Here is a 22,406-nt window from a genome sequence, read left to right as displayed (position 1 = left end):
GGAACATTGCGCATGGGACGCCGTTTATTCGAATGAGCGAGCCGATAAGCAGCGATCCCCGTCTCAGCCAGCGGCCGCGGGAGAGCATGATGCAAAAGAGCGAATGCGACGTCTTTGATCTCTTCTCGGAGATCTATACAAGTGCAGCGCAAGAAGAAATCAGTCTTCAGGAATACCTTCTGGCATGTCGCGACGACAAAAGCATGTATGCCACCGCACAGGAGCGGATGGTTACAGCCATAGGTAATCCAACCCTCATCGATACCAGCGCGGACGAACGTCTCGGCCGCATCTTCTCAAACCGGACCGTCAAGATCTATCCATCCTTCGCCGACTTCTACGGCATGGAAGATACGATCGAGCGCATCGTCGGCTACTTCCGCTATGCCGCGCAGGGGCTGGAGGAGCGCAAGCAGATCCTCTACCTGCTCGGCCCGGTCGGCGGCGGCAAGTCGTCGCTCGCCGAGCGCCTGAAAAAACTGATGGAACTTCAGCCGATCTACACGCTGGCGGTCGGCGGCAAGGTCAGTCCCGTCTTTGAATCACCGCTTGGCCTCTTCCATCCCGACCGCATGGCCGACCTGCTCGAAGACAAATACGGCATCGGCCGACGCCGTCTGACCGGCCTGATCTCGCCCTGGGCTACGAAGCGCCTCGACGAAGTCGATGGCGACATCTCCAAATTCAGCGTCGTCAAGCTGATGCCGTCGCGCCTGCGCCAGGTGGCGATCGCCAAGACCGAGCCCGGGGACGAGAACAATCAGGACGTTTCCTCGCTGGTCGGCAAGGTCGACATCCGCCAGCTCGAAAACTACAGCCAGGCCGATCCCGACGCCTATTCCTATAGCGGCGGCCTCAACCGCACGACGCAAGGCTTGCTCGAATTCGTCGAGATGTTCAAGGCGCCGATCAAGGTGCTGCATCCGCTTTTGACCGCAACCCAGGAAGGCAACTACAACGGCACCGAAAGCTTCGGAGGTTTCCCCTATCAGGGCATCGTTGTTGCGCACTCGAACGAGTCCGAATGGCTGCAGTTCAAGAACAACAAGAACAACGAGGCCTTCCTCGACCGCATCCTCGTGGTGAAGGTGCCTTACTGCCTGCGCGTCACCGAAGAGCGGCAGATCTACGAGAAGCTGCTGCGCGAAAGCGAACTGACCAAGAGTCCCTGCGCGCCGGAAGTGCTGGAAAGCCTCAGCCGCTTCACCGTCTCCACCCGCCTTGCCCGTCACGAGAACTCGCCGCTCTACACCAAGATGCGGGTCTATGACGGCGAGAACCTGAAGGACACCGATCCCAAGGCGAAGTCCGTTCAGGAATATCGCGACGCCGCCGGCGTCGACGAGGGTATGACCGGCATCAGCACCCGCTTTGCCTTCAAGGTTCTGTCGGAAACCTTCAACTACGACACCAAGGAGGTCGCGGCCGATCCCGTGCACCTCATGTACATTCTGGAACAGGCGATCCGCCGCGAACAGTTCCCGAAGGAGACCGAAGCGAGCTACCTCGACTTCATCAAGTCCGAGCTGGCATCGCGCTATGCCGAATTCATCGGCCACGAAATCCAGAAGGCCTATCTCGAATCCTACAGCGAATACGGCCAGAACCTGTTCGACCGTTACATCGCCTATGCCGACGCCTGGCTCGAAGATCAGGACTTCAAGGACCCGGATACCGGACAAATCCTCAACCGGGAGATCCTCGACAGCGAACTGTCGCAGATCGAAAAGCCGGCCGGCATCGCCAATCCCAAGGACTTCCGCAACGAGGTCGTCAAGTTCACCCTGCGCGCCCGCGCCAAGAACCATGGGCGCAACCCCTCCTGGACGAGCTACGAAAAGCTTCGCGACGTGATCGAGAAGCGCATGTTCGGCCAGGTCGAAGACCTGCTTCCGGTCATCAGCTTCGGCTCGAAGAAGGACAGCGCATCCGAGAAGCAACACGCCGAGTTCGTCCAACGCATGACGGAACGCGGCTATACGGAGCGTCAGGTCCGGCGGCTGGTCGATTGGTATATGCGGGTCAACAAGGCGGGCTGACGATGCCGAAGCAGGGGATTGGTATATGCCGAATTTCATCGACCGGCGGCTCAATCCGAAGGATAAGAGCCTCGGCAATCGACAACGCTTTCTGAAGCGGGCCCGCGAAGAGCTCAAGCGGGTCATCAAGGATCAGGTCAAGTCGGACAGGATCATCGACGTCGACGCCGCGCATGGCGTGCCGATGCCGACTGATGGTGCCAGCGAGCCCACGTTCCAGCCGTCCCGTGGCTCCGGCGAACGCAACTACGTGCTTCCCGGCAACAAGGAGTTTTCGGCAGGCGACCGCCTGCCGAAACCGGAAGCGGGCGGCGGTGGCGGCGGCAAGGGCAAGCCCGGAACCGGCGAAAGCGACGATGATTTCCAGTTCATCCTGTCGCGCGAGGAAGTACTGGACCTGTTTTTCGAGGATCTGGAGCTCCCCGACATGGTCAAGCTCAGCCTCAAGGAAACGATCACCTTCAAGCCCCGCCGCGCCGGCTTCGCCACGGCGGGAACGCCGACGAACATCAATGTCGGGCGCACGATGCGCAACAGTTTTGGCCGGCGCCTGGCGCTGCACCGGCCGAAGGAGAAGGAACTGACCGCGGTCACCGACGAGATCGCGCAACTGGAAGTGGAGCCGGAGCCGACGGCGAAGAGCCGACAGAGGCTCAAGGAACTGCGGGTCGAGCTGGAAAGGATCGAGAAGAAGCGGCGGCGCATCCCTTACGTCGATCCGGTCGACATCCGCTTCAACCGCTTTGAGCAGCAGCCGCTGCCGAACGCCAACGCCGTGATGTTCTGCCTGATGGACGTCTCGGCCTCCATGGGCGAGCGCGAGAAGGACCTCGCCAAACGCTTCTTCGTGCTTCTGCACCTGTTTTTGAAACGGCGCTACGAACGCATCGACATCGTCTTCATCCGCCATACGGACGAGGCGCGCGAAGTCGACGAGGAGACCTTCTTCTACAGCACCCAGAGCGGCGGCACGATCGTATCGACCGCGCTCGAAGAGATGATCAGGATCGTCGAGGACCGCTACCCCTCGCAGATCTGGAACATCTATGCGGCCCAGGCCTCCGACGGCGACAACATCATTGGCGACAGCGAACATTGTGCGGCACTGCTGCGGGAAAAACTCACGAAGCTCTGCCAGTACTATGCCTATGTCGAGATCATCGACGAGCGCGAGACGGAAATCTTCGGCTCGACGGACAACGGCACCGCGCTCTGGCGCGCCTATCGCACGGTGGACGGCGAGAAGTCGAATTTCCAGATGACCCGGATCGCCAAGCCCGCCGACATCTACCCGGTCTTCCGCAGGCTTTTTGCCCGGCAGCCGGCCGCACGCACCCGGAAGTGAGGGGGAGACCGGATGGCACGACGCACGACCTCAGGTCTCCTGTTCCAGGGGTCCGACTGGAATTTTGCGACGCTGTCGCGTGCTTACGACGCGATCGAGCAGGTCGCGCTCGAAGAAATGGGCCTCAGCGTCTACCCGAACCAGTTGGAGATCATCACCTCCGAACAGATGCTCGACGCCTATTCCTCGGTCGGCATGCCGCTCATGTACCAGCACTGGTCCTTCGGCAAGCGCTTTGCCTATGAGGAGCATCACTACCGTAAGGGCCACCGCGGTCTTGCCTATGAGCTGGTGATCAATTCCAATCCCTGCATCACCTATCTCATGGAAGAAAACACCATGGCGATGCAGGCGCTGGTGACCGCGCATGCCGCTTTCGGCCATAACCACTTCTTCAAGAACAACTATCTCTTTCGCCAGTGGACCGATGCCGGCGCGATCCTGAGCTATATGGATTTCGCCAAGAAATACGTGACCAAATGCGAGGAGCGGCACGGCACTGCCGCCGTCGAAGCCATTCTCGATTCCGCCCATGCGCTGATGGACCAGGGCGTCTTCCGCTACCGCCGCCCGCCACGCCTCTCCTCTGAAAAGGTGCGCGAAAGGGCGCGCGAGCGGCTGGAATATGAGGAGCAGACCTATAGCGACCTCTGGCGGACCCTGCCGCAGGTCGCCGAGAGCCGTGATCCGGCCGAGGCCGAGCGCGACGCTTCGGAGCGCAAGAAGGTGCTCAACCTGCCCGAAGAGAACCTGCTCTATTTTCTCGAAAAACACAGCCTGATCCTGGAGCCCTGGCAGCGCGAGCTGCTCAGGATCGTGCGTGTCATCGCGCAATATTTTTCGCCGCAGCGCCAGACGAAGGTCATGAACGAGGGCTGCGCCACCTTCGTGCACTACACCATCATCAACCGCCTCTACGACCAGGGCAGGATTGGCGAAGGTCACATGCTGGAACTGTTGCAGAGCCATTCCAACGTCGTATTCCAGCCGGATTTCAACGACCGGCGCTACCCGGGCATCAACCCCTACGCGCTCGGCTTTGCGATGATGCAGGATATCCAGCGGATTGCCACCGAACCGACGGAGGAAGACCGCGACTGGTTCCCGTCTTTCGCCGGCAACGGCGACTGGATGGAAACGCTGCGTGACGCCTGGGCGAACCATCGCGACGAGTCCTTCATCCTGCAGTATCTGAGCCCGGCGGTGATGCGCAAGTTCCGGCTGTTCCAGCTCTCCGATCGCTCGTCGGATCGTTTCGTCGAGGTTGCCTCGATCCACAACGAGCGCGGCTATTCCGCGGTCCGTTCGGCGCTCGCCAACAGCTACGACGTTGCTGCCAACCAGCCGGACATCCAGGTGATGGACGTCGATCTGCTCGGTGACCGGCAATTGCGGCTGCAGCACAATGTCAAGCACGGTATCCTGCTCGACGAGGGCAGCCGCGACGCGACGATGCGCCATATCCGCCATCTCTGGGGCTATGAGGTGAGCCTCGCCGGCGTCGATGCCCAAAGCGGGCGCACGGTGTACGAGTGCTCGACGGCAAAATCGTCCGAGTGAACGGATAAAAGCCGTGGGTCGTGGCCATCATTAGAATTGGTGGCAGGCATTAGAATTATTTGGTCATCAAGACGCGCCGCCGCGGGACCCGGTTGAGGCGCAGCTTGCGCTGCACGGCCCTGTGGCGGACGTTCAGCCTGCGATAACGTCGGGCGTGGCCGGCAAGGCCGCTGCCTCCTGCTCGGCCGCCGCAGCGAGCCAATCGTGGAAGGCGGTCATCGCCGGCGTGACGGGACGCGATTTCAGCCGCGTCAGCCAGTAGCTTCCCATCGAGGTGTGAACGTCGAAGGGCTGGCGCATCGTGCCGTTCGACAGCAGCCGCGAGAACATCAGTGGTGGCGCCAGCGCCACGCCGATCCCCTGGGCCGCTGCCTCCATCATCGCCAGCGAACTATCGAAGACGATGCCCTTGAGCAGGGGCGCCGGATAGGCGATGCCGGCTGCATCGAACCAGGTCACCCACTCGTCGGCCCGATAGGACCGGAGCAGCGTTTCGTCGAGCAGATCGGCCGGCGTCTTCAGCCGCTCGGCGATCTCGGGGATGCAAAGCACGGATAGCGGCGCCTCGAAGAGCCGCGTCGCCTCGATATTGTGCCAGGAGCCGCCGCCGAAGCGGATAGCGAAATCCAGCCCCTCGGCCGCCATGTCGACGCGGTTGTTGTTGGTGGAGAGGCGAACGTCGACAAAGGGATACTTCGCCTGGAAATCCGCGAGCCGCGGCAGCAGCCAACCGACCGCAAACGTGCCGACGGCGCCGATCATCAGCACTTCGCGAATATGCCCCGCCTCGAAGCGGTCGAGCATGTCCGCCATCCGGTCGAAGCTATCGCGCAGAACCGGCAGCAACGCCTCGCCCTCCGCCGTGATCATCAGTCCGCGCGGCAGCCGCTTGAACAGGGTCACGTTCAGGCGGTTTTCGAGAAGCTTGACCTGATGGCTGACCGCGGCTTGCGTAACGCAGAGCTCGATTGCCGCGCGCGTAAAGCTCAGATGCCGCGCCGAGGCTTCGAAAGCGCGCAGCGCATTGAGCGGAAGATATGGCCTGACCATGAATGCCTTAACTCACCTAATGGGTCTCGCAAATAAACGTGGTTTGTTGCGTAAGCACAATCCCTTTACGGTGAACTTTATCGGCGGTGCGTGCCGTTGCCCGGAAGTCGCCAACTCAGGAAAGGCGCGGTCAGCCGCACCGCTTTCGGAGACCTGATCCATGCGCCGTTTCATCTGGCCCTAGCGGCCGCAGGCACCGTCACCGAGCCAACGTCCGCGGACGTAGGCGCACCCCAATACTCCGCTCCGCATGCGCTGCCCGCCGCACGAACACCTGTGTCGGCGACGCTGCCTGCTGCCATGAAGGTCCGCTCTGCCCGTTATGAAGCTCCTCGTAAATCTGCTCGGCACATGCCTCAATCTTACTGTCGTCGTCGCGCTGGCCGCCGCCTCGCTCGTCGCAGCCCTGACGAGACACCTGCCCGATCACCGCACGCTCGCCAACTGGGAGCCGGCGGTGACCAGCCGCCTCTATGCCGCCGACGGCACGATGGTCGCGGAACTCGCGCGGGAACGCCGGCTGTTCCTGCCCATCGCCACCATCCCCGCACGCGTGCGCCAGGCGTTCCTCTCCGCCGAGGACAAGAACTTCTACACCCATCCCGGCATCGACGTTGCGAGCATCGGCACGGCGCTCTTTGCCAATCTCGCCAACTACGGCTCCGGTCGCCGCATGATCGGCGGCTCGACGATCACGCAGCAGATCGCCAAGAATTTCCTGCTGACTTCGGACCGGACTGTGGAGCGCAAGCTGCGTGAGGCGATCCTTTCGCTGCGGATCGACCAGACCTATTCCAAGGACCGCATCCTCGAACTCTATCTCAACGACATCTATCTCGGGCGCGGTGCCTATGGCGTGGCGCAGGCAGCGCTCACCTATTTCGACAAGCCGGTCAGCGAGCTCTCGGTCGCGGAGGCAGCCTTCCTCGCAGCCCTGCCGAAGGCGCCCAACAATTACGACCCGGACCGCCAGGCGGAGCGGGCAACCGGCCGCCGCAACTGGGTGATCGACCAGATGCGGCAGAACGGCGTCATAGACACCGCCGCCGCCGCCAAGGCATCCTCTTCCTCACTCGGCGTCAGGCAACGCCAACAATCGCCCGCGGTCGCCAGTTCCGACTATTTCACCGAGGACGTCCGCCGCCAGCTCAGCGCCCGATACGGCGATGCTGCCCTTTATACGGCCGGCTTCTCCGTGCGCACGACGCTCGATCCGCGATTGCAGGCCGCCGCCATGACGGCGTTGCGCAAAGGCCTCGTCGCCTATGACCAGGCAAAGGGCTACCGCGGCCCCGTCACCAGGCTCCCTTCGAGCGGAAACTGGGCGCCGGCGCTTGCCAGGCTCCAGCCGCTCGCCGACGTGCCGGAATGGCGGCTCGGCGTGGTGCTGGCGACCGACAAGGATGGAGCAGAGATCGGGCTAAGGCCGACGGCCGCGGCACGAAGCGGTGCTCTCGGCATCAACGAGACGATCCGCCTTGGCCGGCCGGGCATGGCCTGGGCGCTCTGCCGCTCGGCCAAGGCAAAGCGGGGCTGCGCCGCGGGACCCGACGGGGCTCTGGCGCCCGGCGACGTCGTCTATGTGGAAAAGGCGGGCGACGGCTACTTGCTCCGGCAGCCGCCGCTCGTGCAGGGCGCGCTCGTTTCCATGGACCCGAACACCGGCCGGGTGCTGGCGGTCGCCGGTGGTTTTTCCTATGCCCAGTCGGAATTCAACCGCGCAACCCAGGCCTATCGCCAGCCGGGCTCGTCGTTCAAGCCCTTCGTCTATGCCGCCGCCCTCGACAACGGCTATGCGCCGACGACGCTGGTGATGGATGCGCCGATCGCCCTTGCCGATGGCGCCGGGCGAGTGTGGAAACCGAAGAACTACGACGGTCGCTTCAGCGGTCCATCGACGCTGCGCGTCGGGCTCGAAAACAGCCGCAACCTGATGACCGTGCGCCTTGCCCGCCATCTCGGCATGGATCTGGTCGCCGACTACGGCAAGCGTTTCGGCATCTATGACGAGCTGAAGCCTTACCTGCCGATGTCGCTCGGCGCCGGCGAAACGACGCTGCTCAGGCTGGTCTCGGCCTATGCGGTCATCGCCAATGGCGGCAGGGCCGTCACGCCTTCGATGGTCGATCGCGTCCAGGATCGTTACGGCCGCACGATCTTTCGCCACGACCAGCGCAAGTGCGACGCTTGCAACGCCTCCGACTGGACCGGCCAGGAAGAGCCCATGCCCGTGGACGACCGCGACTACGTGCTCGATCCGATGACAGCCTATCAGGTCACTTCGATGCTGCGCGGCGTTGTCGAACGTGGCACCGCTCGAAATGTCGGCTCGCTCGGCGTGCCGATCGCCGGAAAGACCGGCACCACCAATGACGAGAAGGACGTCTGGTTCGTCGGCTACACGCCCGATATCGTCACCGGTGTCTTCCTCGGCTACGACACGCCGAAGCCCATGGGCTACGGCGAAACCGGCGGCGGCCTCGCCGCACCCATTTTCATCGATTTCATGAAGGTGGCTCTTGCGGGGCGGGCCGCGGCCGATTTCCACGCGCCAACAGGCATGATGGTCGAGGCGATCGACCGGAAGAGCGGCCAGCCGGTCCCGGCGGGCACGCCGGGTGCCATTCTCGAATCCTTCAAGCCGGGCACTGCCCCCTGCGCCGGCGGCTGCCCGGTCATCGACGGCTTCGAGACGGCGAGCACATCGGCCAGGGCCGATGCGGATCTTACGCCCGAACAGCGGGCGAAGCTTCTCACCAACAGCAACGGACTTTATTGAAATGGCACGCAAGGTTCAGCTCCGGCCGGATCCCCGCGGCCGCCTCCTCCTCGTCATCGGCGCCTTCGCGCTCGTCTTCGGCCTCATGCTCGCGCGTCTCGTCCAGCTCGGCGCCGCCGACTACGAGCGCACCGGCTACATACCGCCGCCGCCGTCGCTCGGCCGTCCCTCGATCCTTGACCGCAACGGCAATTTGCTGGCGATCGACGTGCCGAGTTCCGGGCTCTACGCCGAGCCTCGACTGATCGTCGATGTGGACGAGGCAGTCGAGAAGCTGACAGCGATCTTCCCTGATCTCGACGGGCGCGACCTCTATCGTCGGCTGAAGAGCGGTGCGGCGTTTGCCTGGATCAAGCGGCAGGTGACGCCGGCTGAAGAGCAGGCCGTCTGGAACGCCGGCCTTCCAGCGATCGGCTTCCAGCGCGAGAAACAGCGCTTCTATCCCAACGGCACGCTTGCCGCCCACGTGCTCGGCGCGGTCGATATCGACAATATTGGCATCGCCGGCATCGAGCGCTGGATCGAGGGCCAGGGGCTGGAGGTGCTGCGCCAGAGCGGCATGGATCTCTCCCATCGCAACCTCGAGCCGGTGAGCACGACGCTCGATATCCGCATCCAGCATGCGCTCGAGGTCGAGTTGCGCAAGGCGATCGCCAAGTTCAGCGCCAAGGCCGGAGCCGGCCTGGTGCTCGACGTCACCAATGGCGAGATCCTGGCGCTCGTTTCTTACCCGGATTTCGACCCGAACCTGCCGGTGGACGCGCTGAAGCCCGACCGTATCAACCGCATCGCCGCCGCCACCTTCGAGATGGGCTCGACCTTCAAGGCACTGACGACGGCCATGGCGCTCGATTCCGGCCAGTTCACGCTCCGCTCCGTCATCGACGCCAGCAAGCCGCTCGCCTTCGGCCGCTTCCGCATCAACGACTACCGCGGCCAGCATCGACCACTGACGGTGCCGGAGGCCTTCATCTATTCGTCAAACATCTCGATGGCGAAAATGGCGATATCCGTCGGCCCGGAGAACCTGCAGGCATTCCTGACGCGCTTCGGGCAGATGTCGCGGCTGACGACGGAACTGCCCGAAAGCGCCCATCCACAATTGCCGCGACGCTGGGGCGAGATCGAAACGGCGACCGCCTCCTACGGCCACGGCATCGCCGTGACGCCGCTGCAGGCGAGCATCGCGGTGGCGGCGCTCGTCAACGGTGGGCGCCTTATAAGGCCAACTCTGATCAAGGGTGCGGCGCTCGACGAACGCATCATCGCGCGCAATCTGATCAAGCCGGAGACCGGCGAGGCGCTGCGCTATCTGCTGCGGCTCAACGCCAAGACCGGCTCGGCAAAGAAGGCGGAGGTCAAAGGCTATTTCATAGGCGGCAAGACCGGCACCGCCGAAAAGGTGGTCAGCGGGCGCTACTCGAAGGAGCTGAACATCACATCCTTCATGGGCGTCGTTCCCGTCGACAATCCGCGCTATCTGCTTCTCACTTTGCTCGACGAGCCCAAGGGTCTGAAGGAGACCTATGGCTTCCGCACCTCCGGCTGGAATGCAGCACCGCTGGGCGGCGCGGTTTTCGAACGGATCTTGCCGATGCTTGCGCTCATGCCCGATTTCGAAATCGCAGACGTCAGCTTCCCCGAGATCAGCAGCCAGGGCGCCTTTGGCTCCCAGCTCTTTCCGTCTCCGACGAACACAGGCGAGCGCAACAGCGGCGCGATCGACGGAGCGCTTTGATCCCTGCCGCCGCGGCAGGCAATGACGCGCGAGCCGGCTACCGAACCGTCGGCTATGCCTCAAGGAAAGCGCGGGAGAAACCCGGTTCGGTCACTTCGATCGTTCCATCCGGGAGCTTCAGAAAGCGCTCGATGGCGGTGCCGTAGGTTCGCATCCAGCCGTCGAGCATCGCAGCCGCGCCGTCGAGGTCGCCGGCCTCCTGTCGCTGCAAGGCCTTGTGCATCACTTTGGCGACACTCAGCCGCAGTTGCAGCAACATCAGGGCGGAAGCTTCCGGATCGGGCGCATCGAGCGTTCCGTCCGCGTGCCCACGCCGCAGCATTTCGGCGACCAGCGGTAGGCTGACGGCCATCAGCGCCTCGTCGATACGGTGATAGAGCGCGACATTTTCGGGCTTGAAGAGGGCGTTGAAGCTGTTCTTCAGCTGCGGCGCCATGTCGAGCTTCAGCCGCCGCGAGCCGGCAAAAAGAGCATTCAGCTGGCCGACTGCATCGAGCGACGGATCTTCGAAAAGCGGCTGCAATTCCTTCAAGTTCCGCTCAGCCAGGCGGGTCGCGACCGCCTCCAGCAAGGCCTCCTTCGAGACGAAATAGTGGTAGAAGGCGCCCTTGGATAGATTGGCCTCGCGGATGACGTCGTTGACCGTCGTATTCTCGTAGCCGTGCAGAAAGAACAAGCGCTCGGCGCAATCGATCAACTCGTTCGATCGGACTTCCGGCGATTTCTTCGTTCTGACCATGAGCGCTCCCAGAACGGCGGCTTAGCACGGGTTTGCGGCGCGGTCCACGATGCTCCTGAAGGTCGAGGAAATCGGCAGCCTTGAAACAAACCGACCGTCGGTCTATTTATACAGAACGGATTGGAAGCGTTCAAGGAGCGTCTCGTGCGGCTCACTCGTTATGCAATCGGAGCGGCCGTTGTCGTTGCCGTCGGTGCGGCAAGCGCCTGGTATTTTCTTCGCCCGGTTCCCGTCTCCGTCATTTCGCCGAAACGCGGCGATGCGGCGGAGATCATCTATGCGGATGGCGTGGTGGAGCCGCGCACCTGGGCGAAAGTCACCCCGACGGTCGCCGAGCGCATCGTCGAGCAGTGCAATTGCGAGGGACAGCGTGTCGCCAAGGGTGACGTGCTCGCCCGCCTCGACGACACCGAGGCACGGGCGGCGCTTGGCGAACTACAGGCGCGGCTGACGCTGGCGCAGGAGGAATATCGGCGCAAGCTGGCGCTCGCCGAACGCAGCACGATCAGCGAACAGGAAGTCGACCGGGCGCGCAGCGAACTCGGCCAGCTCGAAGCGCTCGTCGCCGGCCGCCAGGCGCGGCTCGCGACCTATGTGCTGCGCGCACCGAGCGCCGGCCAGGTACTCAGGCAGGACGGCGAGATCGGCGAGGTCGCGGATCTCGGCACGGTGCTCTTCTGGGTCGGAGAGCCGAAACCGCTGATCGTCACCGCCGACGTCAACGAAGAGGATATCCCGCGCGTCGAAGTCGGCCAGAAGGCGCTGCTCCGATCGGATGCCTTCCCCGACCGCAAGCTGGAAGCGACGGTCGACAGCATCACGCCCAAGGGTGATCCGGTAACGAAGACCTATCGCGTGCGCTTTCGGCTGCCCGACGACACGCCGCTTCGGATCGGCATGTCGACCGACGTCAACATCATCGTGCGGGTCGCCAATGGCGCCTTGATCATCCCGACCGTGGCGCTGGAAGGAGCGAAGGCCGCCGTGATCGACGGCAATCGCGCACGGATCCGAGAACTGAAAACGGGCATCCGCGGCGCCGACGGCGTCGAAGTCCTCTCCGGCCTCAAAGACGACGCGCGCGTCGTCTCGCCCTTCCCGACCGGTCTTGCCGATGGCACGCGGGTGAAGGCCACCCCTTCGCCGGAGAAATGAGCCCGCCATGCGCCTCATCCTCGACATCGCACTGACGCACATCACCGGCCGAGGCCGACAGACGATCGTCGCGATGCTGGGCGTGGCGGTCGGCGTCGGCTTCTCCATCGCCATGGCAGCGCTGATGCAGGGCGGCCAGGACGACTTCGTTCGCCAGCTCGTCGACACGATGCCCCATGTGCAGGTGACCGACGAGCAACGCACGGCGCGCCGCCAGCCGGCGGAAGACCTGTTTAGTGCCGCGGCCATTTCCGGCCTCAGGCCACGCGACGACCGCCGCGGCATCATCAACCCAACGGCAGCGCTCTCCTGGCTCGACGGCTGGATCCCCGGCCGCTTTGCAGCCACCCTCAGGGCGCAGGGCGTCCTTCGCTATTCCGGTCAGGAGGTCGGCGCCGCCGTCATCGGCATCGATCCGCAGGCGGAGCCGCGGGTCTCGCCGATCATCGGAGATTTCAGGGCGGGCAGCTTCGCCGCCCTTGCCGCCGGCGGCAACAATGTGGTGATCGGCGATACCATGGCCTCCCGGCTCGGTGCCAAGATCGGCGACACGATCACCGCCGTCTCTTCGGAAGGGCTCAGCCGCCGCTTCAAGATCGTCGGCCTCTTCCACACCGGCACGACGGCGCGCGACGAGGGCGAGGCCTATGTGCTGCAGAAAAACGCCCAAATCCTCTCAGCCCGGCCCAACGCGATCAACGTGATCAACATCAAGCTCGACGATCCGAACGCCGCCCCGACCGTCGCCCGGCGTATCGAGGCGGAACTCGGCTACAAGGCGATCGCCTGGCAGGAGGCCAACGAGTCGATCCTCGAGGCGCTCGTCGTGCGCAACGTCATCATGTACACGGTCGTCGCTGCGATCATGCTGGTCGCCGGCTTCGGTATCTTCAACATCATCTCGACGATCACGCACGAGAAGGCGCGCGACATCGCCATCATGAAATCGCTCGGCTTCACCGAGACCGACATGCGCATCCTCTTCGTGCTCGAAGGCGTGGCGATCGCGACAGTCGGCACGCTTGTCGGCTGGGCGTTCGGCTTGGCAATGATCTATGGCCTTTCGCTCGTCCGCTTCGAGCTCGCCGCCACCGGCCAGGAGATGACCCGGCTACCGATCGCCTGGAGCATGTTGCACTATCTGATCGCCGCCGCTTTCGCGCTCGGATCGGCAGCGGTTGCCGGCTACCTGCCGGCGCGGCGCGCGGCCCGGGCAAATCCCGTCGATATCATCCGGGGCGCGACATGAGCACGCTGATCGAAACCAAGGATTTGACGCGGATCCTCAGGGAGACCGTACCTGTCACGCTGGTGAAGGACATATCGCTCACCATCGGCGAGCGGGAATTCGTCGCTGTCACCGGCCCCTCCGGTTCCGGCAAGTCGTCGCTCCTCTATCTGCTCGGCCTGCTCGACCGGCCGACGGGTGGCACGCTTATGATCCGCGGTCGCGACACGGAGCGAATGGACGAGAACGAACGGGCAGCCACGCGGCTCGCCAATATCGGATTCGTCTTCCAGTTCCACTTCCTGTTGCCCGAATTTACCGCCCGCGAGAACGTCGAAATTCCCATGCGCAAGCTCGGCCGCCTCGGCCGGAGCGAGATGCGTGGGAAGGCAAGCGAGCTGCTTGCGGCACTCGGGCTTGCCGATCACCTCGACAAGCGGCCCGATCAGCTCTCGGGCGGCCAGCGCCAGCGCGTGGCGGTCGCCCGTGCACTCGCCAACGACCCGCCGCTGATCCTCGCCGACGAACCGACCGGCAGTCTCGACAGCACGAGCTCCGAGCAGGTCTTCAGGATCCTGGAAACGCTGGTGCGCGAAGAGGGCAAGACCGTGGTCGCGGTCACTCATGACCTGGATATGGCCGCGCGCATGGACCGGCGCCTTCATCTCATCGATGGGCACCTGACCACGGAGACGATCAATGCCGCGCGCCAAGACGAAGGCGCAGCTCCGGAGGCCTGACGAACGAGGCCTCAGCCGAAGACGAGATCGCTTTCGGAGAGAACCGAGAGCGAGCTATCCTCGATCAGAATGCCTTCGGTTTCCGAGCCATTGAAGGAGACGAACACGCCATCGGCCGTGTCGCGCGCTGCGGCAAGGAAATCCGCATAGCTGTGAATACCCGTTGTGTCCTGGGCCTCGTGGGAAAAGGCGATGCGGTCACCCTGCCGGCCATCGAAATCGAGAATGCGATCGAGGCCCACCTCGCCGGAGGTTTCCGACGACCAGTAAAAGGTGTCCGCGCCGCGGCCCCCCGTCAGCACATCACTGCCGTTACCGCCGCTCAATAGGTCGTTCTCGGACCCTCCATCGAGGAAATCCGCCCCGTCGCCGCCGAAGAGCTGGTCGTTTTCCGACGCGCCCGTCAGCTTGTCATCCCCGCCGCGCCCCTCGAGGATATCGTTGCCGCTCGAGGCGTAAAAAGTGTCGTTGTCGTCGCCGCCGCGCAGTACGTCGTCGTAGCCCCCGCTCGAAACGTTGAAATATTCGATACCGGTGAACGTCAGGCCGGTATGGGTGACACCCCGTGCCGCGTCGAAGTCCATCGCCTCCGGCAGGCCGCCATAGTTGAGGTTCAGGAGGTCCCGGCCTTCACCGCCATCGACCTCGCCGACGTAGCGGGCATTGATCGTGTCGTTGCCCGCGCCGCCGCGCAGGATCGACGCAACACCGAGGCTGCCACCGCCGGGGAAGGTGTCCTGCAGCCAGTCGTCTCCGGCGCCGCCATCGAGCACGTCGCTGCCGCCGGTATTGGCTAGCGTGTCCATTCCGTCGCCGCCATAGGCCACATCGTCACCGGCGCCCGTGACGATCGAGTCGTTTCCGGCACCCCCGTGAATGTAATCATTGCCGTCTTCGCCATAGAGCGCATCCCCTCCGGCGCCGCCCTCGAGGTGATCGTTTCCAGCGCCGGCCTCGACCACGAGATAGGTCAGATCGCCGGCGATCACCCGATCGTTGCCGCTGCCGAGCATGAGGCTCGCCTCCTCGATGCCGCTAATGACGGTGCCGGTCGAGGCCCCTCCGGCGGAGAAGTCGACCGTCAGGTCGCTCGTGCGCTGCGTTTCCTTGATCCATAACCAGTCCTGGCCCGCCCCACCGTCGATTTCTGCCGAATACAGCGTCGAGGTGATCTGATCGCGGCCGTCGCCGCCAAACAGGCGATTGGCGCCGAGCCCGTCGATGATCGTATCGTCGCCGACACCCGCGTCGACGAAGTCGTTGCCGCCGCCGGTCTGGATGACATCGGAAAGCGTACTCCCCAGGATCCGGTCGTTGCCGCTTCCCGTCGTCACTTCGATCTTTTCGATGCCGTCATAGGTGACGAAGATATGGCGCTCGCCCGATGTCTGATGACCGATGATGCCGTGGCCGTTTTGCAGGTTGAAGACGACGGGGGCTTTGGCGGCGACGAGATCGATAGCCAGCGTATCGGTGCCGCTGCCGCCGGAGACGGTGCTGCCGGTACCGATGAGAACGAAGCGGTCGTTGCCGGCGCCGCCATTGAGACGATCGTGACCGCCGCTGTTGGTTATGAGATCGTTTCCGCCACCGGCGTAGACGACATCGTTGCCGGCGCCCGTCGAGATGTTGTCGCCTGAGGCGGTGCCGGCGATCCGGTCGTCGCCGCTGCCGGCAAGCACCCGCAACCACTCGATATCGTGGAAGAAGACGTGGCGCCCGGCGAGCGCAGGATCTCCGACATAACCGTGGCCGGACCCGCCGTTGAACACCATGCGCTCGGAGGTTTGTGAGAAATCGACCACGAGACCATCATAGCCGGCCCCTCCGGTGACCGCACCGCCGGTCCCGTTCAGCACGATCTGGTCGTCGTCGGCACCGCCGTCGAGCCGATCGTAGCCGCTCGAGCTTATCAGGGTATCGCGCCCGCCGCCGCCGCTGACGAAATCATCGCCAGCGCCGCCGTCGATCGTGTCGGCGCCGAAAAGCCCCCAGATGCGGTCGCTTTCCGCGGTACCCTTCAAAACGTCGTTCCCATAGGAACCTACGATCCTCGCCATGCGATCACTCCCCTTCAAACAATTTTCAAGAATACTTTGCCACGGAAATATCGACACTTCTATGCGGACTGTATTTATATAAACTCGTAAAGCAATACCGAATAAATACTCGAAATACTGGCAATATAATTCGAGATTTATATTAGTTGTTTCGCGCGTATATTTTCATCCTCGGCGCCGTGCGTCCCTCGGCGTGAGAAACACGCGTGCGAGCTTTTCGGGAAAGAAGGCCACGAGCCTCGATAGCCGGTCGCTGCCGGACACGACGGCTTTGCCCGAAGTTCGGGTGGTGGCTTATGGGAGGTGCCGACCTATCCCTGCACCGGCGCGGCTGCCCAGCGCCTGGTCGCTTCCGCTGCATCGTCAAAGCTTGCCTCGAAGGCTGCGGATGCGAGCACAGCGCGAATGTGGAGCGTTTCGCCGCCGACATTTGCAAACCCGTGCCGACGCAATTTCGGCACGATCAGCGATTGATTGCTGGTGAGGATGAAACGTTCGTCGTCGATCCACATTTCCGCCTGCCCCGCCACCACCGTCAGCACCTCTTCGACGGGATGGCTATGGGTGGGCGCGCCGGCGCCGGGCGCGATCCATTGTTCGAACAGGCACAATCCGGAAGCGCCATTGAGCGCGGAGATGAGCATGCGGGTCTCAACCCCCGGGCGCCACATCTCGATCGGCCAGTCTTCATGCGCGACAGCTCCCATGACGTGCTCCCCGCCGATGAAATCCGGCCAGCAGTTTATCAGGTTGAACCAATCGACACGACCGATCCCGCTGTATGAAGCGCTCAAGGGCACTTGATGCCTCGCCTTACGATAGCTGGGCAAAAGCAAGGGGCGGCGCGGAACGCCACCCCTCCCTGAGAGACTACGGTATGAAGACCGCCTACGGTCAGTTGATGACCTGGACCACCGTTCTCGACTGCGGCTCGACGATCACGCGGTGCTCGTTTACGACCGCATAGGCGTAGCGCGGATTATCGGGTACGGGCGTCAGGACGACGGCTTGCGGGATGGGTTTACCGATCACCACCTGCTCCTGCACGACGACCGAAGGCGGTGCGGGTTGCTGTTCGACATAGGTGATGACTTCCGGCGGCGGCGGCGTCAGCGCTCCACCGAGCGCGCCACCGACCACGGCACCCACACCGGCACCGATCGGCCCGCCGACGACGGCACCCGCCGTCGCGCCGCCAACGATACCTGCGGCCGTGCCGGCTTTCTGGTTGGCATCCTCAGCAAATGCGGATCCTGCCATCAAAGAAACAACAGCCGCGGCGATTATAAGCTTCTTCATGATCTAGTCCTTTCGTTTGATCACCACATCAACGAAAGGAATAATAATTTGTTCCGAATCCACGCTAATTTCAGCGCATCACGCTTGATAAATTTCATTAACAATCAATATATGATCGACATCAACGCCATGCAAATCCACGACGTATCGACAAATACCGATTCTATACTACAAAGAACGGAGATTCACCCTCTATGTGACTAAGAGCGCACTTCGTGCACTCACGGCAAACCCATCTGCCCCCGCCACGCTTTCTGCCCGCACCACCATTAGTCCCGGGGCAACCGGCCAAGAAGCAGTTTGTTCCCTTCCCTGTTGCCGCAGCGTACGCATTTCAGCGCCGGCCCGATGGAATTGAGAGAGACGCCCCATCCGCGCCTGTTTGCAACAAGCCGGCGATCGATCCGCCCCCGGTGGCGGCATTTCCCGCATTTCGCCACGAGCACGTACCATTCCGGCAAGAGTTCCAGGGTCGCCCCGTCATCGGCGGCGTCTTCGCGCGGCATCAGGTCGATGCTTCGACGATGCCTCATGTTCATTCCTCTCGAAGCTTCGACTCGCTTCGCCCGTCATCCAGCTGCCGGGCCTTGAGCGGCCCGCTCCTTCATCAGCGTGCGGAACCGTCGAGCCGAAGCGAAAGCTGGACACCGCCACGCTTCAGCCGCGGCAACGGCGGCGCCATGTCGATGCGGCCGAAGGTGCGCTTGCGCCATTCGGCCTCGCGTTCCCGCTTCTTTCGGGCGGCCGCAACGGCGGCCATGGCGCGTTCGATCACTTCTTCCGTGTGGGTCATGGTCTCCATCCGACTCATGGGAACCTCCGCTTTGTTCTTGTTATGTTCTTATTTTAGCGTTCCAATGTCAACTCCCCTCATGAGCCCGGACGAATCGCTCTTGCCGTATCGAGGCTTTCTGCGTCGCTCGGCGCCGGGCGCAGGGTCTGATCGGCCGAAGCCAAGGCGACGATGGGCAAAAGAGCGGCTTTTTCGGCCACCCGATTTTCCTTGTTTTCCAGCGGCCGGCGACCGGTCCTCAGCGCCGCCTCATTAAGCTTCGCATTGCCGAATTAACCATTTGTTAACCATTTGATCGATACACCGAAGCAACGGAAAATTTACCAAGATGAATGATGTGTTAACCGAATCCCGGCCGATCCGCCTCAAGGGGCGATCCTTCCTTGCGCTAGCGCTGACCCCCGAGCTTCCGCTCGAGGATTGGCTCACCCGCCTCGACCATCTCGCCTCCCGCTCCGCCGGTTTCTTCCTGCGGCGCCCGGTCGTGCTTGATGTCGACGGCCTTGATATCGACCGGTCGCAACTGCGCGAACTCGTCGACCAGCTCGGCAAGCGCAATGTGCGCATCATGGGCATCGAAGGCGCGCGCCAGTCTCTGCTCGGCGCTGACCTTCCTCCCGCGATGACCGACGGTCGCCCGGCGGCGGACTACGAAGCCAAGATGGCGGAACAGGCCGAAAAGAGCGAGACGCCGGAAGCGGAAGCAGCCGCGGAAACCGTGATCACGGCAGAACCGCTTGCCACCAAGGCGACGCCATCGATCGTCGTTACCCAGCCGGTGCGCTCCGGCCAGTCGCTGTTCTTCCCCGAAGGGGACGTGACGATCATCGGGTCGGTCGCCTCGGGCGCCGAAGTCGTCGCCGGCGGCTCGATCCACATTTACGGCGCGCTGCGCGGCCGGGCGATGGCCGGCACCACGGGCAATGCTTCGGCGCGGATCTTCTGCCGCAAGCTCGAAGCGGAACTGATTGCGATCGACGGCTTCTACAAGACGGCCGACGACATGGAGCAGAACCTGCGTGGCAAGGCCGTGCAGATCTGGCTCGACGGCGAAGAGCTGAAATCGGGAACGCTCGGTTAGGCCGAGGCAAGGAAAGGTGTGGATGCTTACCATCCGCATCTGGTGATTCAGGTCGATCCGGCCGGTGTCACGAGGACGTAGGCGAAGGCGAATTCTTAGATACTTGGAGAGACGAATGGGCAAGGTAGTCGTAGTTACATCGGGCAAGGGCGGCGTCGGCAAGACGACGTCCAGCGCCGCACTGGGCGCCGCACTCGCTCAGAACGGCGAGAAAGTCGTCGTCGTGGACTTTGACGTCGGTCTGCGCAATCTCGACCTCGTCATGGGCGCGGAACGCCGCGTGGTCTATGATCTGGTCAACGTGATCCAGGGCGAGGCCAAGCTGTCGCAGGCGCTGATCCGCGACAAGCGCTTGGAAACGCTCTATCTGCTGCCAGCCTCCCAGACCCGCGACAAGGACAACTTGACGCCGGAAGGTGTCGAGAAGGTCATCGCCGCCCTTCAGAGCGCCTTCGACTGGGTCATCTGCGATAGCCCCGCCGGCATCGAGCGCGGCGCGACGCTGGCCATGCGCCACGCCGACATCGCGATCGTCGTGACCAATCCGGAAGTCTCGTCGGTGCGCGATTCCGATCGCATCATCGGCCTGCTCGATTCCAAGACGCTCAAGGCGGAAAACGGCGAGCGCATGGAAAAGCACCTGCTGCTCACCCGCTACGACCCGGTACGCGCCGAGCGCGGCGACATGCTGAAGGTCGACGACGTGCTCGAAATCCTGTCGATCCCGCTGATGGGCATCATCCCGGAAAGCGCCGACGTGCTGCGCGCGTCCAACGTCGGCTCGCCGGTCACGCTGGCCGACACCCGCTCGGCCCCGGCGCTCGCCTATTTCGAGGCGGCTCGCCGACTGAAGGGCGAGGCCCTGCCGATCAACATCCCCGGCGAGAAGCGCAGCTTCCTCGGCAAGATCTTCGGAAGGAAAGCGGCATGAACCTTTTCCGTTTCTTCTCCCGCCCACAGTCAGCGCCGGCGGCCCGCGAACGGCTGCAGGTACTGCTCGCCCATGAGCGCGCATCCGCCGGCGATAGCGATCTCGTCACCAAACTGCGCGACGAAATCCTCCAGGCGATCTCCAAGCACATGCAGATCGACGACGACAAGGTCCGCGTAACGATGGAGCGCGGTCCCCAGGTCTCGACGCTCGCCGTCGATATCGAGATCCCCTTCGACGCAAAGAAGGCGGCCTAAGGGCCGCCAACTTGTTTGGGAAGCAACGTTCCTCTCGGCCGACTTCCTGTTTTCAGATACGGCAGCATCCAGCGGGTACTGCCGTATTTTTTGTCTGAGATCAGTACTCCGGGGCGACACCGAAGACGAACTCCACCTTGTCGCCCGTCATGTTGAAATACTGGTGATCGAAACCCGCCGGAATATAGAAGCCGTCGCGCGGGTTGAGCTCGAACCAGACCTGGCCTTCGGCATCGGGCACATGGATGTTCAAGATACCCGACACCACGTAGAGGCATTCGTCCCCCTTGTGGCGCTCCATGCCGGTGCGTTTTCCCGAAAGCAGCGTCGTCTTGCCGACGGTGAGCTGATCGGTCGCGCAATAGAGGCCGGTATAGGCGCCCTGCGTTTGCCGATCGAGGCTTAAGAGCAGATCGGCATCGCGCATCGGATGGATTGTCCTGGCCTTCCGCTGGGCGTCGGCGTCCATCGGCCAGCGACCGATGAACTCGCTCTGGCCATAGCGCGATTGCTCGATCTCGATATAGGGTTTGGTGCGCGCATAGGGGCCCGACGTGCCCTTGGCCGGCGGCGGCGCGAAGAACTCCAGCACGCGGACCTGCTCGTTGCCAAGGTTGAAACCGTGGTGCCAGGTGTCCTTGCGGAAGAACAGCGCCTCGCCTTCCTTCGCGACGCAGAATTCACCCGTCTCGGGGTTGGCAAGGCCGAGTGTACCGCTCAGCACGTAGAGTACCTCGTCGGCCCCAAAGATCGTGCGGAAGGCCTCCGTATGCTTGAAGCAGCCGCCGGGCTGCATGCCGAAGACGATCTGGTGAATGCTTTCCGTCGAGGCGTAGATCCAGTCGTCGACGAGACCGGCATTTTCCTCGCCCCAGAGATGCCGCGTGACGCCGGCATAGGGGATGTGGCTAGGACGATCGAAGACAGGACGGGGAGACGGCTTGTATCCCATCGGAAAACTCCTTGGTTCTGGGCGCGAAGCGGCGCGCCGATGTGGGGGGATGTCAGCGCGCGAAACGCGCTATTTCGGCGGGGCTTGCGCGTGCGTCCGCTCCAAAAGCCGGGCGGTGACGGCGCGCTTCATCTCGGGGTCGAGGTGCATGACGTTGAAGACTTCCGCAAGCCACATGCCCTCGACCGCCAGTCGCGTGATCGTCGCCTCGACAGGGTCGAGGCCGTCATTTTCGACGGATGCCTGGCAGCGGATGTTCTGCTGGCGCACGATCTCCAGAAGGTCGGGGAAGTTCGACAGCGCCGCGGTGATGCTGGCACCGAGGCGGTCGTACTGATCGCCGGTGCTTGTGGCCTCGCCGAGCGTGGCGCGCACATAGGCGCGTGTATAGCGGCCATGCGGGTCCTCGTCCTCGGTTTCGAGGCCGGAGAGACCGGTCTCAAAACGGTAGACGAAACGTTCGACCATCGCCCGCACCAGCGCGTCTTTGCTGGCGAAATGGTAGAGGATGCCGCCCTTGCTGAGGCCGGTCTGCTCCGCCACTTCGTCGAAGGTGAGGGACGACACGCCCTTGCCGACGACGATCGCTTCGGCGGCGGTGAGGATACGGTCACGTGCGGTTTCGCGTTTTGCCATGTCGATACAACTCAAGTGTGTGAA

The 22,406-nt window shown here is 63.1% G+C and carries 19 protein-coding genes; 11 read left to right on the top strand and 8 right to left on the bottom strand.

From position 1 onward, the window contains the following. Positions 1-89: 89 nt before the first annotated feature. From ASD63_RS12150 to ASD63_RS12140, 3 genes are read left to right on the top strand one after another with little or no spacing between them, the layout of a single operon-like run. Positions 90-2,039 carry a PrkA family serine protein kinase gene (locus ASD63_RS12150; protein WP_034798403.1) on the top strand — a complete coding sequence of 650 codons (1,950 nt, stop codon included), beginning with the start codon at positions 90-92 and terminating at the stop codon, positions 2,037-2,039. Between the two features lie 25 nt (positions 2,040-2,064). Next, a complete protein-coding gene (locus ASD63_RS12145; RefSeq protein WP_034798402.1) occupies positions 2,065-3,384 on the top strand; it encodes a YeaH/YhbH family protein in 1,320 nt (439 codons plus the stop codon). A gap of 12 nt (positions 3,385-3,396) precedes the next feature. Further along, entirely contained in the window at positions 3,397-4,944 is a 1,548-nt protein-coding gene (locus tag ASD63_RS12140; protein ID WP_034798401.1) for a SpoVR family protein, read from the top strand. Between the two features lie 132 nt (positions 4,945-5,076). Here the strand turns inward: ASD63_RS12140 and ASD63_RS12135 are convergent, their stop codons facing one another. After that, the gene (locus ASD63_RS12135) at positions 5,077-5,994 is read right to left on the bottom strand and encodes a LysR family transcriptional regulator (RefSeq protein ID WP_051659435.1); all 918 of its coding nucleotides are present in this window, start codon (positions 5,992-5,994) and stop codon (positions 5,077-5,079) included. Between the two features lie 322 nt (positions 5,995-6,316). Here ASD63_RS12135 and ASD63_RS12130 point away from each other — a divergent pair, with 322 nt between their 5' ends. Both ASD63_RS12130 and ASD63_RS12125 read left to right on the top strand, forming a co-directional pair. Next, positions 6,317-8,773, top strand: coding sequence for a penicillin-binding protein 1A (locus ASD63_RS12130; RefSeq protein ID WP_060529345.1), 2,457 nt, complete (start codon positions 6,317-6,319; stop codon positions 8,771-8,773). Position 8,774: 1 nt separating this feature from the next. Continuing rightward, entirely contained in the window at positions 8,775-10,511 is a 1,737-nt protein-coding gene (locus ASD63_RS12125; protein WP_060529344.1) for a penicillin-binding protein 2, read from the top strand. A gap of 52 nt (positions 10,512-10,563) precedes the next feature. On the opposite strand, the gene ASD63_RS12120 is transcribed toward ASD63_RS12125, so the two are convergent. After that, positions 10,564-11,250 (bottom strand): TetR/AcrR family transcriptional regulator, encoded by a 687-nt coding sequence (locus tag ASD63_RS12120; protein ID WP_034798399.1) that lies wholly within the window; start codon positions 11,248-11,250, stop codon positions 10,564-10,566. Between the two features lie 144 nt (positions 11,251-11,394). On the opposite strand from ASD63_RS12120, the gene ASD63_RS12115 reads away from it, so the two are divergent. From ASD63_RS12115 to ASD63_RS12105, 3 genes are read left to right on the top strand one after another with little or no spacing between them, the layout of a single operon-like run. Continuing rightward, positions 11,395-12,405: an efflux RND transporter periplasmic adaptor subunit gene (locus tag ASD63_RS12115; RefSeq protein WP_034798492.1), complete on the top strand. Its 1,011-nt coding sequence runs from the start codon at positions 11,395-11,397 to the stop codon at positions 12,403-12,405. Positions 12,406-12,412: 7 nt separating this feature from the next. Beyond that, positions 12,413-13,654 (top strand): ABC transporter permease, encoded by a 1,242-nt coding sequence (locus ASD63_RS12110; protein ID WP_034798398.1) that lies wholly within the window; start codon positions 12,413-12,415, stop codon positions 13,652-13,654. Continuing rightward, positions 13,651-14,373 (top strand): ABC transporter ATP-binding protein, encoded by a 723-nt coding sequence (locus tag ASD63_RS12105; protein ID WP_060521876.1) that lies wholly within the window; start codon positions 13,651-13,653, stop codon positions 14,371-14,373. The genes ASD63_RS12110 and ASD63_RS12105 overlap by 4 nt, the downstream gene beginning before the upstream one ends. Before the next feature lie 11 nt (positions 14,374-14,384). Here the strand turns inward: ASD63_RS12105 and ASD63_RS12100 are convergent, their stop codons facing one another. The 4 genes from ASD63_RS12100 to ASD63_RS12080 all read right to left on the bottom strand — a co-directional run bounded on the left by ASD63_RS12100 (position 14,385) and on the right by ASD63_RS12080 (position 18,525). Continuing rightward, positions 14,385-16,433 carry a calcium-binding protein gene (locus ASD63_RS12100; RefSeq protein ID WP_060521875.1) on the bottom strand — a complete coding sequence of 683 codons (2,049 nt, stop codon included), beginning with the start codon at positions 16,431-16,433 and terminating at the stop codon, positions 14,385-14,387. Positions 16,434-16,744: 311 nt separating this feature from the next. Next, a complete protein-coding gene (locus tag ASD63_RS12095; RefSeq protein WP_034798394.1) occupies positions 16,745-17,140 on the bottom strand; it encodes a cupin domain-containing protein in 396 nt (131 codons plus the stop codon). A 187-nt stretch (positions 17,141-17,327) separates the two neighbouring features. Continuing rightward, positions 17,328-17,732 (bottom strand): DUF1236 domain-containing protein, encoded by a 405-nt coding sequence (locus ASD63_RS12090; protein ID WP_060521874.1) that lies wholly within the window; start codon positions 17,730-17,732, stop codon positions 17,328-17,330. A 607-nt stretch (positions 17,733-18,339) separates the two neighbouring features. Beyond that, the gene (locus ASD63_RS12080; protein ID WP_034798488.1) at positions 18,340-18,525 is read right to left on the bottom strand and encodes a hypothetical protein; all 186 of its coding nucleotides are present in this window, start codon (positions 18,523-18,525) and stop codon (positions 18,340-18,342) included. 328 nt (positions 18,526-18,853) lie between these two features. Here ASD63_RS12080 and minC point away from each other — a divergent pair, with 328 nt between their 5' ends. The 3 genes from minC to minE all read left to right on the top strand — a co-directional run bounded on the left by minC (position 18,854) and on the right by minE (position 20,794). Then, on the top strand, positions 18,854-19,606 hold the full coding sequence (minC, locus tag ASD63_RS12075; RefSeq protein WP_060529343.1) for a septum site-determining protein MinC: 753 nt from the start codon (positions 18,854-18,856) through the stop codon (positions 19,604-19,606). Between the two features lie 115 nt (positions 19,607-19,721). Continuing rightward, positions 19,722-20,537 (top strand): septum site-determining protein MinD, encoded by an 816-nt coding sequence (gene minD / locus ASD63_RS12070; protein ID WP_034798389.1) that lies wholly within the window; start codon positions 19,722-19,724, stop codon positions 20,535-20,537. Then, positions 20,534-20,794 carry a cell division topological specificity factor MinE gene (minE, locus tag ASD63_RS12065; protein WP_060529342.1) on the top strand — a complete coding sequence of 87 codons (261 nt, stop codon included), beginning with the start codon at positions 20,534-20,536 and terminating at the stop codon, positions 20,792-20,794. The genes minD and minE overlap by 4 nt, the downstream gene beginning before the upstream one ends. 100 nt (positions 20,795-20,894) lie before the next feature. On the opposite strand, the gene ASD63_RS12060 is transcribed toward minE, so the two are convergent. After that, a complete protein-coding gene (locus ASD63_RS12060) occupies positions 20,895-21,746 on the bottom strand; it encodes a cupin domain-containing protein (RefSeq protein WP_060521872.1) in 852 nt (283 codons plus the stop codon). A gap of 69 nt (positions 21,747-21,815) precedes the next feature. Next, on the bottom strand, positions 21,816-22,382 hold the full coding sequence (locus ASD63_RS12055) for a TetR/AcrR family transcriptional regulator (protein WP_043618747.1): 567 nt from the start codon (positions 22,380-22,382) through the stop codon (positions 21,816-21,818). Positions 22,383-22,406: the final 24 nt, after the last annotated feature.

Source organism: Ensifer sp. Root558, assembly GCF_001427045.1.
In the GTDB taxonomy this organism is placed as follows: domain Bacteria; phylum Pseudomonadota; class Alphaproteobacteria; order Rhizobiales; family Rhizobiaceae; genus Ensifer; species Ensifer adhaerens.
Note: the sequence above shows the minus strand (reverse complement) of the source record. Positions and strands in the feature narration are given on the sequence as shown.

Excerpts from the sequence above, each read along its gene's own strand:
- ASD63_RS12150 (WP_034798403.1), top strand. The coding sequence starts at position 90 with ATGCAAAAGAGCGAATGCGACGTCTTTGATCTCTTCTCGGAGATCTAT.
- ASD63_RS12145 (WP_034798402.1), top strand. The coding sequence starts at position 2,065 with ATGCCGAATTTCATCGACCGGCGGCTCAATCCGAAGGATAAGAGCCTC.
- ASD63_RS12140 (WP_034798401.1), top strand. The coding sequence starts at position 3,397 with ATGGCACGACGCACGACCTCAGGTCTCCTGTTCCAGGGGTCCGACTGG.
- ASD63_RS12135 (WP_051659435.1), bottom strand. The coding sequence starts at position 5,994 with ATGGTCAGGCCATATCTTCCGCTCAATGCGCTGCGCGCTTTCGAAGCC.
- ASD63_RS12130 (WP_060529345.1), top strand. The coding sequence starts at position 6,317 with ATGAAGCTCCTCGTAAATCTGCTCGGCACATGCCTCAATCTTACTGTC.
- ASD63_RS12125 (WP_060529344.1), top strand. The coding sequence starts at position 8,775 with ATGGCACGCAAGGTTCAGCTCCGGCCGGATCCCCGCGGCCGCCTCCTC.
- ASD63_RS12120 (WP_034798399.1), bottom strand. The coding sequence starts at position 11,250 with ATGGTCAGAACGAAGAAATCGCCGGAAGTCCGATCGAACGAGTTGATC.
- ASD63_RS12110 (WP_034798398.1), top strand. The coding sequence starts at position 12,413 with ATGCGCCTCATCCTCGACATCGCACTGACGCACATCACCGGCCGAGGC.
- ASD63_RS12105 (WP_060521876.1), top strand. The coding sequence starts at position 13,651 with ATGAGCACGCTGATCGAAACCAAGGATTTGACGCGGATCCTCAGGGAG.
- ASD63_RS12100 (WP_060521875.1), bottom strand. The coding sequence starts at position 16,433 with ATGGCGAGGATCGTAGGTTCCTATGGGAACGACGTTTTGAAGGGTACC.
- ASD63_RS12095 (WP_034798394.1), bottom strand. The coding sequence starts at position 17,140 with ATGGGAGCTGTCGCGCATGAAGACTGGCCGATCGAGATGTGGCGCCCG.
- ASD63_RS12090 (WP_060521874.1), bottom strand. The coding sequence starts at position 17,732 with ATGAAGAAGCTTATAATCGCCGCGGCTGTTGTTTCTTTGATGGCAGGA.
- ASD63_RS12080 (WP_034798488.1), bottom strand. The coding sequence starts at position 18,525 with ATGACCCACACGGAAGAAGTGATCGAACGCGCCATGGCCGCCGTTGCG.
- minC (WP_060529343.1), top strand. The coding sequence starts at position 18,854 with ATGAATGATGTGTTAACCGAATCCCGGCCGATCCGCCTCAAGGGGCGA.
- minD (WP_034798389.1), top strand. The coding sequence starts at position 19,722 with ATGGGCAAGGTAGTCGTAGTTACATCGGGCAAGGGCGGCGTCGGCAAG.
- minE (WP_060529342.1), top strand. The coding sequence starts at position 20,534 with ATGAACCTTTTCCGTTTCTTCTCCCGCCCACAGTCAGCGCCGGCGGCC.
- ASD63_RS12060 (WP_060521872.1), bottom strand. The coding sequence starts at position 21,746 with ATGGGATACAAGCCGTCTCCCCGTCCTGTCTTCGATCGTCCTAGCCAC.
- ASD63_RS12055 (WP_043618747.1), bottom strand. The coding sequence starts at position 22,382 with ATGGCAAAACGCGAAACCGCACGTGACCGTATCCTCACCGCCGCCGAA.